14 protein-coding genes and 4 tRNA genes are annotated in these 13,948 nt (G+C 71.0%); 4 read left to right on the forward strand and 14 right to left on the reverse strand.

What is annotated here, in order from left to right:
- Position 1: 1 nt before the first annotated feature.
- The 6 genes from M1L56_RS15660 to pdxS form a co-directional block, all read right to left on the reverse strand.
- Entirely contained in the window at positions 2-715 is a 714-nt protein-coding gene (locus tag M1L56_RS15660; protein WP_248599938.1) for a hemerythrin domain-containing protein, read from the reverse strand.
- 84 nt (positions 716-799) lie between these two features.
- Entirely contained in the window at positions 800-1,531 is a 732-nt protein-coding gene (locus M1L56_RS15665; RefSeq protein WP_248599939.1) for a hemerythrin domain-containing protein, read from the reverse strand.
- A gap of 131 nt (positions 1,532-1,662) precedes the next feature.
- Complete coding sequence (locus M1L56_RS15670) at positions 1,663-2,190, reverse strand: DUF1697 domain-containing protein (RefSeq protein WP_248599940.1); 528 nt, start codon at positions 2,188-2,190, stop codon at positions 1,663-1,665.
- A 25-nt stretch (positions 2,191-2,215) separates the two neighbouring features.
- A complete protein-coding gene (locus M1L56_RS15675) occupies positions 2,216-2,863 on the reverse strand; it encodes a hypothetical protein (protein ID WP_248599941.1) in 648 nt (215 codons plus the stop codon).
- Between the two features lie 32 nt (positions 2,864-2,895).
- Positions 2,896-3,549: a pyridoxal 5'-phosphate synthase glutaminase subunit PdxT gene (gene pdxT, locus M1L56_RS15680; RefSeq protein ID WP_248599942.1), complete on the reverse strand. Its 654-nt coding sequence runs from the start codon at positions 3,547-3,549 to the stop codon at positions 2,896-2,898.
- Positions 3,543-4,433, reverse strand: coding sequence for a pyridoxal 5'-phosphate synthase lyase subunit PdxS (pdxS, locus tag M1L56_RS15685; protein WP_067947213.1), 891 nt, complete (start codon positions 4,431-4,433; stop codon positions 3,543-3,545). Before pdxS ends, pdxT begins: the two co-directional genes overlap by 7 nt.
- A 111-nt stretch (positions 4,434-4,544) precedes the next feature.
- On the opposite strand from pdxS, the gene M1L56_RS15690 reads away from it, so the two are divergent.
- Both M1L56_RS15690 and pdxY read left to right on the forward strand, forming a co-directional pair.
- Positions 4,545-5,900 carry an aminotransferase class I/II-fold pyridoxal phosphate-dependent enzyme gene (locus M1L56_RS15690; protein WP_248599943.1) on the forward strand — a complete coding sequence of 452 codons (1,356 nt, stop codon included), beginning with the start codon at positions 4,545-4,547 and terminating at the stop codon, positions 5,898-5,900.
- A gap of 7 nt (positions 5,901-5,907) precedes the next feature.
- The gene (pdxY, locus tag M1L56_RS15695; protein ID WP_248599944.1) at positions 5,908-6,759 is read left to right on the forward strand and encodes a pyridoxal kinase PdxY; all 852 of its coding nucleotides are present in this window, start codon (positions 5,908-5,910) and stop codon (positions 6,757-6,759) included.
- 9 nt (positions 6,760-6,768) lie between these two features.
- Here pdxY and M1L56_RS15700 read toward each other — a convergent pair whose 3' ends face one another.
- The 5 genes from M1L56_RS15700 to M1L56_RS15720 form a co-directional block, all read right to left on the reverse strand.
- On the reverse strand, positions 6,769-7,338 hold the full coding sequence (locus M1L56_RS15700; protein WP_248599945.1) for an HIT domain-containing protein: 570 nt from the start codon (positions 7,336-7,338) through the stop codon (positions 6,769-6,771).
- Entirely contained in the window at positions 7,335-9,233 is a 1,899-nt protein-coding gene (thrS, locus tag M1L56_RS15705) for a threonine--tRNA ligase (protein ID WP_248599952.1), read from the reverse strand. The genes M1L56_RS15700 and thrS overlap by 4 nt, the downstream gene beginning before the upstream one ends.
- A gap of 214 nt (positions 9,234-9,447) precedes the next feature.
- A tRNA-Val gene (locus M1L56_RS15710) sits at positions 9,448-9,522 on the reverse strand.
- A gap of 31 nt (positions 9,523-9,553) precedes the next feature.
- Positions 9,554-9,624: transfer RNA gene (locus M1L56_RS15715), tRNA-Cys, on the reverse strand.
- 52 nt (positions 9,625-9,676) lie between these two features.
- A tRNA-Gly gene (locus tag M1L56_RS15720) sits at positions 9,677-9,749 on the reverse strand.
- Positions 9,750-10,044: 295 nt separating this feature from the next.
- Between M1L56_RS15720 and M1L56_RS15725 the strand changes: the two genes are divergently transcribed.
- Positions 10,045-10,117: transfer RNA gene (locus M1L56_RS15725), tRNA-Val, on the forward strand.
- Between the two features lie 58 nt (positions 10,118-10,175).
- Here M1L56_RS15725 and M1L56_RS15730 read toward each other — a convergent pair.
- From M1L56_RS15730 to zapE, 3 genes are all read right to left on the reverse strand, one after another.
- Complete coding sequence (locus M1L56_RS15730; RefSeq protein ID WP_248599946.1) at positions 10,176-10,727, reverse strand: type II toxin-antitoxin system PemK/MazF family toxin; 552 nt, start codon at positions 10,725-10,727, stop codon at positions 10,176-10,178.
- 42 nt (positions 10,728-10,769) lie between these two features.
- Positions 10,770-11,990 carry an ammonium transporter gene (locus tag M1L56_RS15735; protein ID WP_067947201.1) on the reverse strand — a complete coding sequence of 407 codons (1,221 nt, stop codon included), beginning with the start codon at positions 11,988-11,990 and terminating at the stop codon, positions 10,770-10,772.
- 200 nt (positions 11,991-12,190) lie between these two features.
- Positions 12,191-13,246 carry a cell division protein ZapE gene (gene zapE / locus M1L56_RS15740; protein ID WP_067947199.1) on the reverse strand — a complete coding sequence of 352 codons (1,056 nt, stop codon included), beginning with the start codon at positions 13,244-13,246 and terminating at the stop codon, positions 12,191-12,193.
- 145 nt (positions 13,247-13,391) lie between these two features.
- Here zapE and M1L56_RS15745 point away from each other — a divergent pair.
- A partial coding sequence (locus M1L56_RS15745) for a sulfurtransferase (protein ID WP_248599947.1) occupies positions 13,392-13,948 on the forward strand: 557 nt, incomplete at its 3' end.

Here is a 13,948-nt window from a genome sequence, read left to right on the forward strand (position 1 = left end):
GTCACACGAGCGCCGGCATGCCCTCGGGGAAGAGCTCCCGCTGCCAGGCGGTGTAGCGCCGCTTGAGGAGGATCGCCCACAGGAGTCGGATCGGGAAGGGAAGGTGACCCCGCGACCATGCCGCCCGCTCAGCCGGCGGAAGGGCATCCAGCATGAGGCCGAGCTGGATCGGCATGCCGTCCTTGGGGAAGCTCTCGCGTCCGTGTTCGCCGAGCGCGTCCCATTCGCGCTGGCTGAACTCCTCGGCCGCGACCGGGATGACGTCGTCCTCCTCGTCGTGCAGATGGACGCCGAGCACCGTTCCGATCTCGTCGAGCGCGGCGGCGAGCCGCTCCGCCGCGCGGCCGTCTGCGGAGTCGCGCCAGGCGGCCGAGAGCGGCTCCGCACGACCGAGGAGCTCGGCGACGTGACGATGCTGGTCGCGCATCAGGTCGATGGTGGCGGCGCAGGCCGGACGTCGCGCCTCGACCTTGCCGAACAGCAGCAGGTCCTCGGCCTCGTGGTGGACGTGCAGGCCCAGCAGCACGAGGTCGACCGAATCGGCCACGGTCGCGGTCCGCGACCGATCGCCCGGCGGCGCAGCGCGGACCAGCCGGGGCATCTCGCGGAAGCCCCAGCGGAAGATCCGGTGCACGAGGAGGATGTCCGACGTGTCGCATCCGGCGGTCTCACCCTCCGGCAACGGATCGGAGGTGCTGGGAAGTCGCTCGGTCATGGGCTCATCGAACTCCTCCACGGTCCCGCCCGCCAGAGCGAGCGGGCCGGAGCGAGCCCCCACTTCGGGGGCGGCGTCCCGAGATCAGGCGGTGGCCGGAGCCCCGGCGCCCGTCGCGCGGGTCGGGCGGAGGCGCCGCACGGCCCGCTCGTACTGCCGGCGGCCCACGATGCGGTAGGCCGTGCGGATCGGCGCCGGCAGTTGCGTGGCGACCCACTGGTCGCGCTCCCCCTCGGGCACGCTCTCGATCATGAGTCCGAGCAGGACGAAGATCGGCAGCGGCGGCTTGTGCCGACGGGCATGCCGGTGGATGTCGTCCCACTCGGCGTCGGAGAGGATCCGGTCGAGCACCGGGAACGCCTCCCGCTCCTCGTCGGCGAGGTGCTCGACGAGCAGCCGATCGACCTCGTCGAGCTCGGTCGCGAGGCGGGCGGCCGTCGCGGCATCCGCTGCCCTCGACCACCGGTCGACGAGCGCGTCGACGAGATCGAGCCGATCGGAGACCGCACCGTGCTGGCGACGCATGAGTTCGACGTGGAGGCCGCACGCGGGCGCGCGCTCGGTCATGCGGTCCCAGAAGAAGTCGTCCTCGGTGCCGTGGTGCACGTGGAGCAGCGCGGTGATGCCGTGCAGGTGCTTCGCCAGGTACCGCGCGCGGTCCGTGTCACCGGGCGAGACGGCGCGGACGAGGCCGGGCGCCTCGGCGAACAGCCGGCGGAAGAGGCGGTGGATCATCACGACCTCGTCGCTGCGGCAGGTCGTGGCGGGGGCGGCGGTCGGCGCCGGCGCGCCGGTGCTGGGAAGTCGTTCGGTCATGTGGGCAAGGCAAGCGGATGCCGCGCTCCGCCGCGCCCGTGCGGGCCCCCGGATCGCCCCGGGGCCATCCCCCGACTGCGAGCCGGGGATCACCCTGAGACCGCCCCGCGGGGAGGTCGCGGGCGCCGTCGTCAGCCGAGCAGCTTCTCGAGCGTGCGGAGGTTGCGGTTGGTCGTCGTCGGCTTGAACACGGGCCTGGCGAGCACCTTCGCGAACACGGTGTCGACCGAGGTGCCGACGAGCGGATGCCAGTACACGACCCCGTCCCCGCGCTCGAGCGGATCGGCGTGGGCGTCCGGCTCACCGGCCGCCGCCATGAGGTCATCGACGACGGACGCCTCGGAGGCGAAGACGACGTACGGCTGGCGCGACGCGTCGGAGGCGTCGAACGGGAAGTCGACGACGATCGCTCCGAGGCGCTCGCGCGTCAGCAGCACGATCCACGCCTCGTAGCCGAAGCGGTCGGCGAGGGCCCGCTCGATGCCGCGCTTCAGCGCGGCGGCATCCGTGCGGTCGCTCTCGAAGGCGACGTTGCCGCTGGCGAGCACGGTCCGCACACCGCCGAATCCGAGCCCGGTGAACGTCTCGCGCAGCTCGGCCGACCTCACCGTGATGCCGCCGACGTTGACGCCGCGGAGGAGGGCGATCCACTCGGTCATGCGGCCAGCGTAGGGCGGGCCGCCGTCATGCGCGCGGACTCCCCGCGGGACGGATCGTGGCGGGCGGGGCACCGGACAGCCGCACGCCGACCGCCCGGGCCTCCAGCGCGGCCAGCGCACGGATCGTCTCCGGGTCGCCGCGTCGCCATCCGGCTGCCGCGTCGGCATCGGCAGTGAGCACGTCGAGCGGGTTCCGGTCGGTGAGCGCGCGCAGCGCGAGCAGGTCGGCGCCGCCCGGGCGTGCGAGCACCGCGGTCGTGCGCTGGGCGCGAACCGCGCGGACGACCCGGGGCGCGACCCAGAGCAGGAGCACCGCCGCCACGGGCAGGGCCGCGATGCCGATCGCCGCGACCACGGCGATCCAGCCCACCACGTCCTGCTGGCCCCGACCGACGGACTCGAGCGTCGCACCCGCGGCGCTCGCGCCGTCGAACGGCTCGGCGATCCCCGAGCCGATGAGCGGGACGCCCGCGAGGGTGCTCCCGATGTCGGTCATGCTGCCACGGAATCCGGTGCCGGCCTCCTCGAGTCGCCGACCGAGGGCGGCGAACTCGGTCACGAGCCCGTGGACGATCACGGCGGCCCACACCGACGCGACGATGAGCCCGAGCGCGAGGAGGTCGCCGACGGCCTGGACCGCGCGCGGTCCGTGGAAATCCGAGTACAGCTTCATGCCCCCACTCTGGCGCGGGCGGGGCTCCGTCGCTACGGGGACGACGAGGCGGCGCCCGCGCGGGCGCGCACCTTGCCGAGGAAGTACTCGTGGAACCGGTGGTCGCCCTGGATCTCCGGGTGGAAGCTCGTGCCGACGAGGTCGCCCTGTTCTACCGCGACCACCCGCCCATCGGGCAGGGACGCGAGCGGGGTCGCCTTCTCCCCCACCGACTCCACGACGGGGCCGCGGATGAAGACGGCGTGCACGGGCGGGTCGCCGAGTGCGGGCACCGGCAGGTCGGTCTCGAAGGACTGGTTCTGCGAGCCGAAGGCGTTCCGGCGCACGACGACGTCGAGCCCGCCGAGGTTCTGCTGCCCCTCGATCGTGTCGAGCAGGGTGTCGGCGATCATGATGAGCCCCGCGCACGTGCCGTACACGGGCATGCCATCGGCGATGCGGCGTTTCAGCGGCTCGGCGACGCCGAAGGCGCGGGAGAGCTTGTCCATCACGGTCGACTCGCCGCCGGGGATCACGAGCCCCTCGACGCCGTCCAGGTCTTCGGGGCGGCGCACGAGCACGACCTTCGCGCCGAGCTCGCCCAGCACGCGTGCGTGCTCGCGGAAGTCGCCCTGCAGGGCGAGGACGCCGACCGTCGGGCCGGTGGCGTCCGTCGCCCCGAGCGACTCGTCGCGGAGGGTCACCATCCGCGCTCGGCGAGGCGGTGCGGTGCGGGGAGGTCGCCGACGTTGATGCCGACCATGGCCTCGCCCAGGCCGCGCGACACCTCGGCGATGACCTTCGGGTCGTCGTAGAACGTGGTGGCCTTGACGATGGCCGCCGCGCGCTGCTCGGGGTTGCCCGACTTGAAGATGCCGGAGCCGACGAAGACGCCGTCGGCGCCGAGCTGCATCATCATGGCCGCGTCAGCCGGCGTGGCGACGCCGCCCGCGGTGAAGAGCACGACGGGGAGCTTGCCGGTCTCGGCGACCTCGAGCACGAGCTCGTAGGGGGCCTGCAGCTCCTTGGCGGCGACGTAGAGCTCGTCGCGCGTCATCGACTTCAGCTGGTTGATCTCGGAGGTGATCTTGCGGATGTGCTTGGTCGCCTCGGAGACGTCGCCCGTGCCGGCCTCGCCCTTCGAGCGGATCATGGCGGCGCCCTCGTTGATGCGGCGAAGCGCCTCGCCGAGGTTGGTCGCACCGCAGACGAAGGGCGTGTCGAAGCCCCACTTGTCGATGTGGTTGACGTAGTCGGCCGGCGAGAGCACCTCGGACTCGTCGATGTAGTCGACGTCGAGCGCCTGGAGCACCTGCGCCTCGACGAAGTGGCCGATGCGCGCCTTCGCCATGACGGGGATCGACACCTCGGCGATGATCGCCTCGATGAGGTCGGGGTCGCTCATGCGGGCGACGCCGCCCTGGGCTCGGATGTCGGCGGGCACGCGCTCGAGCGCCATGACGGCGACCGCGCCGGCGTCCTCGGCGATACGCGCCTGCTCGGGCGTGACGACGTCCATGATGACGCCGCCCTTCAGCATCTCGGCGAGGCCGCGCTTCACGCGGCTGGAGCCGGTCTGGGCAGTGCTCATCGGGGATCCCTTCGACGGAGACGCGCTCGGATCGCGCGACGCTCGGAACAATCAGGTGGCTTGGCCTAGGCCAAAAGATAGCATGGACCGTGCCGACCATCGGAGCCGCCCATGTCACATGACCTGACCCTCGAGATCACCGGCCGTTCGGCCGCCGACATCGCCGCGAACGTGCGCGCCCTCATCGAGCGCGGCGCGCTGCTACCGGGCGACCCGCTGCCACCCGTGCGGAACCTCGCCGACCGGCTCGGCGTGAACCGCAACACCGCCGTCGCCGCCTACCGGCAGCTCACCGCGGCGGGCGTCGTGGTCACCCGTGGGCGCGGCGGCACGCACGTCGCCGACCGCTCGGCGGTCGCGCAGGAGGGGTTCGCCGCCGACAGCGTGCTGCGCGACGTCGCCACCGGCAACCCCGATCCCGACCTGATCCCGGATCCGTCGCGCGCGCTCGCCGGGATGGCGGGTCGACCCGTGCTCTACGGCGAGCCCGTCATCGACCCCGGCCTCGAGCGGTGGGCGCTGGACTGGATGCGCGCCGACCTCGCACCCGACGACCTCCGCCTCACGATCACGAGCGGAGCGGCCGACGCGGTCGAGCGCCTCCTCGCCCAGGCGCTCGTGCGCGACGACGCCGTCGCCCTCGAGGACCCCTGCTTCCTCACGAGCATCCACACCGTCCGGGTGGGCGGCTACCGGGCCGTCCCGGTCCCCGTCGACGACGAGGGCATGACGGTCGACGGGCTGCGCGCCGCGCTCGAGCAGGGCGTGCGCGCGGTCGTCTGCACGCCCCGCGCGCAGAACCCGACGGGGGCGAGCCTGTCGGAGCGGCGGGCCGCGGAGCTGCGCGAGGTGCTCCGCGCGCACCCGTACGTGCTCGTGATCGAGGACGACCACTTCTCGATGCTCTCCCGACGGCCGTTCCGTTCGCTCATCGGCCCCGAGCATCGACGGTGGGCGCTCGTCCGCTCGGTCTCGAAGTTCCTGGGTCCCGACATGTGCCTCGCGGTCACCGCCTCCGACCCCGACACGGCGGAGCGGCTCGCCATGCGACTGACGCCGGGCACGACGTGGGTCAGCCACCTGCTGCAGCGACTGGTGCTCGCCCTCGTCACCGACCCCGACGTCACTGGGGCCATCAGCGCGGCGGGTGAGCACTACGCCGCGCGGAACGACGCGTTCGCCGCGCGGCTCACCGCGTCCGGGGTTCCCGCGTCGGCGGGCGACGGCCTCAATCTCTGGGTGCCGATGCCCGTGCCGGCACGTGACGTCTCCGAGCAGCTCATGCGACGCGGCTGGCTCGTGCGAGCCGGAGACGAGTTCGCCCTGGCCGACGCGCCGGAGGCGAGCCGTCGCCTGCGGCTGACGGTGCACGACCTGAACGCGGCCGACGCCGACCGGCTCGCCGAGGACATCGCGGCGGCCGTGCGTGCCGCCGGCGGACGGCTCGCCGCAGCGGGGATGGAATGATCGAGGGGTGAAGGTCCTCTCGATCCAGTCCGCCGTCGCCTACGGCCACGTCGGCAACTCCGCCGCCGTCTTCCCGCTCCAGCGCATCGGCGTCGAGGTCATGCCGGTCTACACCGTCAACTTCTCGAACCACACCGGCTACGGCGCGTGGCGCGGACCGCTCATCAGCCCGGACGACGTGCGCGAGGTCATCAACGGCATCGAGGACCGCGGCGCGTTCCCGGAGATCGACGTGATCCTGTCGGGGTACCAGGGCTCGGAGGGCATCGCCGACGTCATCCTCGATGCGGTCGCCCGCATCAAGGCGGCGAACCCCGACGCGGTGTACTCCTGCGATCCGGTCATGGGCAACGCGAAGAGCGGATGCTTCGTGGCGCCGGCGATCCCCGTCCTGCTGCGCGACCGCGTGGTGCCCGCCGCCGACCTCATCACGCCGAACCAGTTCGAGCTCGGCTACCTCACCGAGACCGAGCCGGATTCGCTCGAGTCCACGCTCGCGTCGGTCGACCTCGCGCGGGCGTCGGGTCCCCGCACGGTCCTCGTGACGAGCGTGGAGCGTCCCGACCGGGAGCCGGGCACGATCGAGATGCTCGCCGTCGACGACCGCGGCGCGTGGATCGTCCGGACTCCGCTCCTTCCCATGAAGGCCAATGGCTCGGGGGACGTCACGGCGGCGCTCTTCACGGCCCACTACCGTCGCACCGGCGACGCGGCCGACGCGCTCGCACGGACGGCGTCGAGCGTGTTCGACCTCCTCGCGAACACGCACGAGTCCGGCGAGCGCGAGCTGCAGCTCGTCGAGTCGCAGGAGGCGTACGCCAACCCGCGCATGCAGTTCGAGGTGCGACAGGTCCGCTGAGCGACCGGATCAGCGGGGCCAGGCCTCGGCGATCTCCTGGCGCACCTCGCCGAGCAGGCGCGGCAGCGCCTTGGTGCCGGCGATGATCGGGAAGAAGTTCGAGTCGAGCGCCCACCGCGGCACGATGTGCTGGTGCAGGTGCTCGGCGATGCCCGCGCCGGCGATCCGTCCCTGGTTCATGCCGATGTTGAAGCCGTCGCACTTCGACACCTGCTTCACGGTGCGCATGGCGACCTGCGTGAGTTCGCCGATCTCGGCGACCTCCTCGGGCGTCGCCTGGTCGTAGGTGGCGATATGCCGGTACGGGCACACGAGCAGGTGTCCGCTGTTGTAGGGGAAGAGGTTGAGCAGCACGTACGCGTGCTCGCCGCGCGCGACGATCAGCGACTGCTCGTCGTCGAGCTCCGGCGCCCGGCAGAACGGGCACGAGTGCTCGTCAGGCTGCTGTCCGTGCTGGATGTAGACGAGCCGGTGCGGCGTCCAGAGCCGTTGGAAGGCGTCCGGCACGCCCGCGAGGTCGGCCGCGGCATCCGTCTGCACGTCGTCAGGGTCGAACTCGTCGGGCCGGTAGTGGGTCATGCGAACAGGTCGTCCCTCGTGGTCACCTGGCGGCGGTCGGCGATCGCCTCGAGGATGCGTCGCTCAGCCTCGGCGATCGAGACGCCGTTCTCCTGCGTGCCGTCGCGGAAGCGGAAGCTCACGGTCTCGCCGGACCGGTCGTTCTCACCGGCGATGAGCTGGATCGGCACCTTCTGCGTGGTGTGGGTGCGGATCTTCTTCTGCATGCGGTCGTCGCTCGTGTCGAGCTCCGTGCGGACGCCGGCACCGGCGAGCTGGGTGAGGATGGCGCCGAGGTAGGGCGCGTACTCGTCGGCGACCGGGATGCCGACCACCTGCACGGGCGACAGCCACACCGGGAAGGCCCCGGCGTAGTGCTCGGTGAGCACGCCGAAGAAGCGCTCGATGGAACCGAACTTCGCCGAGTGGATCATGACCGGCCGCTGGTGCGTGCCGTCGGCGGCCGTGTACTCGAGTCCGAAGCCCTCGGGCTGGTTGAAGTCGTACTGGATCGTCGACATCTGCCAGGTCCGGCCGATCGCGTCGCGCGCCTGCACCGAGATCTTGGGGCCGTAGAAGGCGGCGCCGCCCGGGTCCAGCACCAGCTCCAGGCCGGACGCCTCCGCCACGTCGCGGAGGACGCCGGTGGCGACCTCCCACTGCTCGTCGGTGCCCTTGAACTTGTCGGAGTCGGCGTCGCGCGTCGAGAGCTCGAGGTAGTAGTCGTCGAGGCCGAAGTCGCGCAGCAGGCCCAGCACGAAGTCGAGGAGGTGCTTGATCTCGCCGGGTGCCTGCTCGGGGGTCACGTAGCTGTGGGAGTCGTCCTGGGTGAGGCCGCGCACGCGCGTGAGGCCCTGGACGACGCCGGACTTCTCGTACCGGTACACGGTGCCGAACTCGAAGAACCGCAGCGGCAGCTCGCGGTAGGAGCGACCACGCGAGCGGAAGATGAGGTTCTGCATCGGGCAGTTCATCGCCTTGAGGTAGTACTCGGAGTTCTCGAGCTCCATCGGCGGGAACATCGTGTCCTTGTAGTACGGCAGGTGGCCCGACAGCTCGAAGACGTGCGCCTTCGTGATGTGCGGGGTCGAGACGTACTGGAAGCCCTCCTCGATATGGCGCCGGCGGACGTAGTCCTCCATCTCGCGCTTGATCACGCCGCCCTTGGGGTGGAACACCGGCAGGCCGGACCCGATCTCGTCGGGGAAGCTGAACAGGTCGAGCTCGACGCCGAGCTTGCGGTGGTCGCGGCGGGCGGCCTCCTCGAGCCGGTGCTGGTAGGCGCGCAGCTCGTCCTTGGTCGGCCACGCGGTGCCGTACACGCGCTGGAGCTGCGGGTTCTTCTCGGATCCGCGCCAGTAGGCGGCGGCCACGCGCATGAGCGCCCAGCCGTTGCCGATCATGCGGGTGCTGGGCAGGTGGGGACCGCGGCAGAGGTCCTTCCACTGCACCTCGCCCGACTTCGGGTCGACGTTGTCGTAGATCGTCAGCTCGCCGCCGCCGACCTCCACGTTCTCGTTGTCGTCACCGGATGCCGCGGCGCCCTTCAGCCCGATGAGCTCGAGCTTGTACGGCTCGTCGGCGAGCTCGGCCCTGGCCTCGTCGTCGGAGACGACGCGGCGCACGAAGCGCTGGCCGGAATGGATGATCCGGGCCATCTCCTTGTCGAGCGCCTTCAGGTCCTCGGGCGTGAACGGCTCCGCGACGTCGAAGTCGTAGTAGAACCCGTCGGTCACGGGCGGGCCGATGCCGAGCTTCGCGTCGGGATTGATCTTCTGCACCGCCTGCGCGAGGACATGGGCGGTGGAGTGGCGGAGGATCGCGAGGCCGTCGGGCGAGTCGATGGTGACCGGCTCGACCACGTCGGCGTCGGCGACCGTCGTCGCGAGGTCGCGGAGCTCGCCGTTGACGCGCATCGCGACAACGGATCGATCGGTGAAGAGCTCGAAGCCGTCGGCCAAGTGGATCCACTCCCCTGCAGTGTGAGACGCAACCCCTCAACTGTAGTCGCGTGGATCGGCGGGCGATCACCCGCCGGTCCCGGCCGTACCCTCCGGCCCACGTCTCGACCCGGTGGGCCGCCGTTCGGTGAAACGACGAACGCCCCGGCGAGCCGGGGCGTTTCTCATGTGGTGGGCGATACTGGGATCGAACCAGTGACCTCTTCCGTGTCAGGGAAGCGCGCTACCGCTGCGCCAATCGCCCGGGTTTGAGTGAGCTGCGAGGGGCTCATTCGAGGTGGATACGGGATTCGAACCCGTGTATACGGCTTTGCAGGCCGCTGCCTCGCCTCTCGGCCAATCCACCGTTGCTTGGGTTCACCACCAAAGAACAAACCGGCTTGCGCCGGCTTGGTCAGAGCGGATGACGAGACTCGAACTCGCGACCCTCACCTTGGCAAGGTGATGCGCTACCAACTGCGCCACATCCGCGTTGCCCGCTGTTTTGCGTGCAGAGAGACTCTAACGGATGACGTGAACGAATGACAAACCGAGCGGGCCGCGTGGAACGTCATGGCCGATCAGCAGGCGAATCCGACCGTGCATGCCGGGCGTGTCGCCCGTTCGGGCGCCACTCCGGCACGCGTCGGATCCGACCCACGCGGCCTCGGCCGGCACCGTCGACCCTCGACGCGCCCGGGCCCGCCGTCGATGTGCGCCGGAGCCCGCGCGTGGGCTAGTATCGAGTCCGCGGCACCGGCGAGGCCCGGTCCGCGACAACCCTGATGGGCGATTGGCGCAGCTGGTAGCGCGCTTCCTTCACACGGAAGAGGTCGTCGGTTCGAGCCCGGCATCGCCCACACGAACAGAACCCCCGGTCCAGCCGGGGTTTCTTCCGTTTTCCGACGCGTACTCGCGTCAGTCCCACCCGTATCGCGCGCGCAGCGCCTCGGTCACGCGCGCGTAGCGGGCGGCGTCCAGCGATGCGGCCTCGCGCCGCATCCCGACGGCGTGCACCCGGAAGAGCCGGTCGACGCGCGCCCAGCTCGCACGCCCCTCGCCGTCCCAGGCGCCGCTTCCGAGGGGAACGAGGTCGCGATCGCCGTCGCGACCCTTGCTCGTCAGCTGCACGGCCAGGAACTCCCCGGGACCGCTCGCGGCCACGATCACGACCGGCCGGTCCTTGCCGCGTCCGTCGTCCTCCTCGTACGGCACCCAGGTCCAGACGACCTCACCGGGGTCCGGCGCGCCGTCGCGGTCTGGCGTGTAGGCGAAGCGCACCCGCCGCACCCGCGCCGGGTCGACCTCGACGGTGGCGTGCGGGCCCGAGCGGCCGGGCCAGTCGTCGTCGTCGGGGCGGCGGTCCGGCGCGGCATCCGGCATCCCGTTCGCGGGCCGCACCCGGGCGGGCCCGGCGATCGAGCGGATGGCACGCCGAAGGGCGGTGAGGAAGCTGCGGGTGTCGGGCACCCCCGCAGACTATCCCCACCGCCCTCGCGGTGATCGTGCGGATCAGACGGTCTCGAGCTTGTAGCCCTCCTCGCCGTGGACGATGGTGTCGATGCCTGCCAGCTCGTCCTCGTTCTTCACGCGGAAGCCGATGGTCTTCTCGATCGCGAACCCGAGGACGAAGGCGACGACGAAGGAGTAGGCCAGCACGCCCACGGCCGCGATCGTCTGGACCGCGAGCTGGCCGAGGTCGCCGCCGACGAACAGGCCGGTGTCGATCGCGAAGAACCCGAGGTACAGCGTGCCGATGAGGCCGCCGACGAGGTGGATGCCCACGACGTCGAGCGAGTCGTCGAAGCCGAGCTTGAACTTCAGCTCGATGGCGAGGGCGCAGACCGCGCCCGCGACGGCACCGAGCAGGAGCGCCCAGCCCGGCTCGAGGTTGGCGCAGGCGGGGGTGATGGCCACGAGGCCGGCGACGGCGCCCGATGCGGCACCGACCGAGGTGGGCTTGCCGTCCTTGAACTTCTCGACCACGAGCCAGCCGAGGATCGCCGCGGCGGTCGCGCCGAGCGTGTTGAGGACGATGAGGCCCGTGTTCGCGAGCTCGTTGAGGAACTCCGCACCCGCGTTGAAGCCGAACCAGCCGAACCAGAGCACCGAGGCGCCCAGGAGGGTCAGCGGCACGTTGTGGGGCTTGTCCATGCCCTTCTGGAAGCCGACGCGCTTGCCGAGCACGAGCGCCAGGGCGAGTGCCGCCGCACCGGCGTTGATGTGCACGGCCGTACCGCCCGCGTAGTCGATGACGCCGGGGAGGCCGAGCTCCTCGCCGAGGTTGAGGATCCAGCCGCCGCCCCAGACCCAGGCCGCGACCGGGAAGTAGACGAGCGTGGCCCAGACGCCGGCGAAGATCATCCAGGCGCCGAACTTGGCGCGGTCGGCGATCGCACCCGAGATCAGGGCGACGGTGATGATCGCGAAGGTCGCACCGAAGGCGACGCCGATCAGGTCGACGTTGGCCGTCTCACCCGTCGCGAGCGAGCCGAGCGCGAAGTCGGAGAACGGGTTGCCCGCGAAGCTCCACACGCTGTCGACCGCGCTCATGTTGTAGCCGTACAGCACCCAGAGGACGCTGATCAGGCCGAGTGCGCCGAAGCTCATCATCATCATGCTGACGACGCTCTTGGCCTTGACCAGGCCGCCGTAGAAGAACGCGACGCCCGGCGTCATGAACAGCACGAGCGCGGTGGCCGTGATCGCCCACGCAATGCTTCCCGTATCCATAGGTTTTCCTCACACCTCGTGATCTGCAGGGGACGTACCGCGAGGGGGTGAGACTGGGGCTCGGTCTCGGGGTACGGGGATCAGGATGGTGCGGGGACGTTTCGTCGACGGGGCATGAAGCGTTTCGCGACGGTTACGAAAACGCGGTCCGTGTAACGAGCGTGTTTCCGGATGCCGCGACGGCGCTCCGAATCGGCGGCTCAGTCGTGCGGCGGGAGCTCGCCGGTCGTCAGGGCGATCATGCGCGACATCGAGCGCTGGTACTTCTTCCGGTAGCCGCCGTCGAGCATGCCGCCGCCGAACACCGCGTCCAGCGGCGTCCCGCTCGCGACGATGGGCACTTCGGCGTCGTAGACGCGGTCGATGAACGCCACGAGGCGCAGGGCGGCGTTCTGGTCGGTGAGCTCGTGCACCCCGGTGAGGGCGATGACCTCGGTGCCCTCGATGAGCTTGATGTACTTCGACGGGTGCACGGTGGCGAGGTGCGCGATGAGCGCGTCGAACCGATCCAGGGTGACGCGGTGCCCGCGGCCGGCGAGGGCAGATGCCGCGTGCTCGACGGCGGCGTCGTCCGCCATCGCCTCGGCGTGGCCCTCGGTGTCGCGGCGCCGGTAGTCCAGGCCGTCGATGCGGAGCGTCTCGAAGTTCGCGGCGAGCCCGTGGATCTCGCGCAGGAAGTCCGCCGCCGCGAACCGGCCCTCGCCGAGCGCGTTCGGCGGCGTGTTGCTCGTCGCCGCGACGCGCGTGCCGCCGGCCATGAGCTCGCCGAGGAATCGGGTCATGAGCATCGTGTCGCCCGGGTCGTCGAGCTCGAACTCGTCGATGCAGAGCAGGCGCGAGCCGCGCAGCAGCTCGACCGCGGGCGCGTAGCCCAGCGCACCGACGAGCGCCGTGTACTCGATGAACGTCCCGAAGTACTTCGGTCCCGGTGCGACGTGCCAGAGCGCCGCGAGCAGGTGGGTCTTGCCCACGCCGAACCCGCCGTCGAGGTACACGCCCGGCAGCTCGGACTTCGGCTTGCGGTTGCGGGAGAAGAACCCGCCCGGATTGCGCTGGCCGCGCCATCCGTTCGCGAACTCGTGGAGCTTGTCGAGCGCGGCCTGCTGCGACGGGAAGTCGTGGTCGGGCCGGTACGACTCGAAGGAGGCGTGCTCGAACTGGGGCGGCGGCACGAGCTCGGAGGCGATCTCGGCACCCGTGATGGACGGGTTGCGGTCGACGAGGTGGCCGAGGGCGGATGCCGCTCCGGTGGTCATAGGCGTGGGACTCCCCTGTTGCACCTCATGACGGGTGCGGTGACTCCGTCGGGCGCGCCGCGTAGATTCGAGGGTGGACAGGTGACCAGCCTAGTCCCGGCTCCCCATCAGCCTCGCCCGACCGGGCGACCACAGGAGGTTCCCCATGCCCGTCGAGTTCGACACCGCCGCCAAGCTGGCCGAGTACGCGCACCCGGAGCGGCTCGTGACCACGGACTGGCTCGCCGACCACCTCGGCCGGCCCGGGCTCGTGGTCGTCGAGTCCGATGAAGACGTCCTGCTCTACGAGACCGGCCACATCCCGGGTGCGGTGAAGGTCGACTGGCACACCGAGCTCAACGACCCCGTCGTCCGCGACTACGTCTCGAGCGAGCGCTTCGCCGAGCTGCTCGGCTCGAAGGGGATCTCGCGCGACTCGACGGTCGTCATCTACGGCGACAAGAACAACTGGTGGGCCGCGTACGCCCTGTGGGTGTTCACGCTCTTCGGCCACGACGACGTGCGGCTGCTCGACGGCGGCCGCGACAAGTGGATCGCCGAGGGGCGACCGCTCACCACCGACACCCCCGAGGTCGAGCCCGTCGAGTACCCCGTGGTCGAGCGCGACGACTCGCGCGTGCGGGCGTACAAGGACGACGTGCTCGCGCACCTCGGCAAGCCCCTCATCGACGTGCGATCGCCCGAGGAGTACTCGGGCGAGCG

This window comes from Agromyces sp. C10 (genome assembly GCF_023217995.1).
GTDB lineage: Bacteria > Actinomycetota > Actinomycetes > Actinomycetales > Microbacteriaceae > Agromyces > Agromyces indicus.

What these genes read in the sequence shown, in the direction of transcription:
- M1L56_RS15660 (WP_248599938.1), bottom strand. Translation starts at nt 715, where the DNA reads ATGACCGAGCGACTTCCCAGCACCTCCGATCCGTTGCCGGAGGGTGAG.
- M1L56_RS15665 (WP_248599939.1), bottom strand. Translation starts at nt 1,531, where the DNA reads ATGACCGAACGACTTCCCAGCACCGGCGCGCCGGCGCCGACCGCCGCC.
- M1L56_RS15670 (WP_248599940.1), bottom strand. Translation starts at nt 2,190, where the DNA reads ATGACCGAGTGGATCGCCCTCCTCCGCGGCGTCAACGTCGGCGGCATC.
- M1L56_RS15675 (WP_248599941.1), bottom strand. Translation starts at nt 2,863, where the DNA reads ATGAAGCTGTACTCGGATTTCCACGGACCGCGCGCGGTCCAGGCCGTC.
- pdxT (WP_248599942.1), bottom strand. Translation starts at nt 3,549, where the DNA reads ATGGTGACCCTCCGCGACGAGTCGCTCGGGGCGACGGACGCCACCGGC.
- pdxS (WP_067947213.1), bottom strand. Translation starts at nt 4,433, where the DNA reads ATGAGCACTGCCCAGACCGGCTCCAGCCGCGTGAAGCGCGGCCTCGCC.
- M1L56_RS15690 (WP_248599943.1), top strand. Translation starts at nt 4,545, where the DNA reads ATGTCACATGACCTGACCCTCGAGATCACCGGCCGTTCGGCCGCCGAC.
- M1L56_RS15700 (WP_248599945.1), bottom strand. Translation starts at nt 7,338, where the DNA reads ATGACCCACTACCGGCCCGACGAGTTCGACCCTGACGACGTGCAGACG.
- thrS (WP_248599952.1), bottom strand. Translation starts at nt 9,233, where the DNA reads ATGCGCGTCAACGGCGAGCTCCGCGACCTCGCGACGACGGTCGCCGAC.
- M1L56_RS15735 (WP_067947201.1), bottom strand. Translation starts at nt 11,990, where the DNA reads ATGGATACGGGAAGCATTGCGTGGGCGATCACGGCCACCGCGCTCGTG.
- zapE (WP_067947199.1), bottom strand. Translation starts at nt 13,246, where the DNA reads ATGACCACCGGAGCGGCATCCGCCCTCGGCCACCTCGTCGACCGCAAC.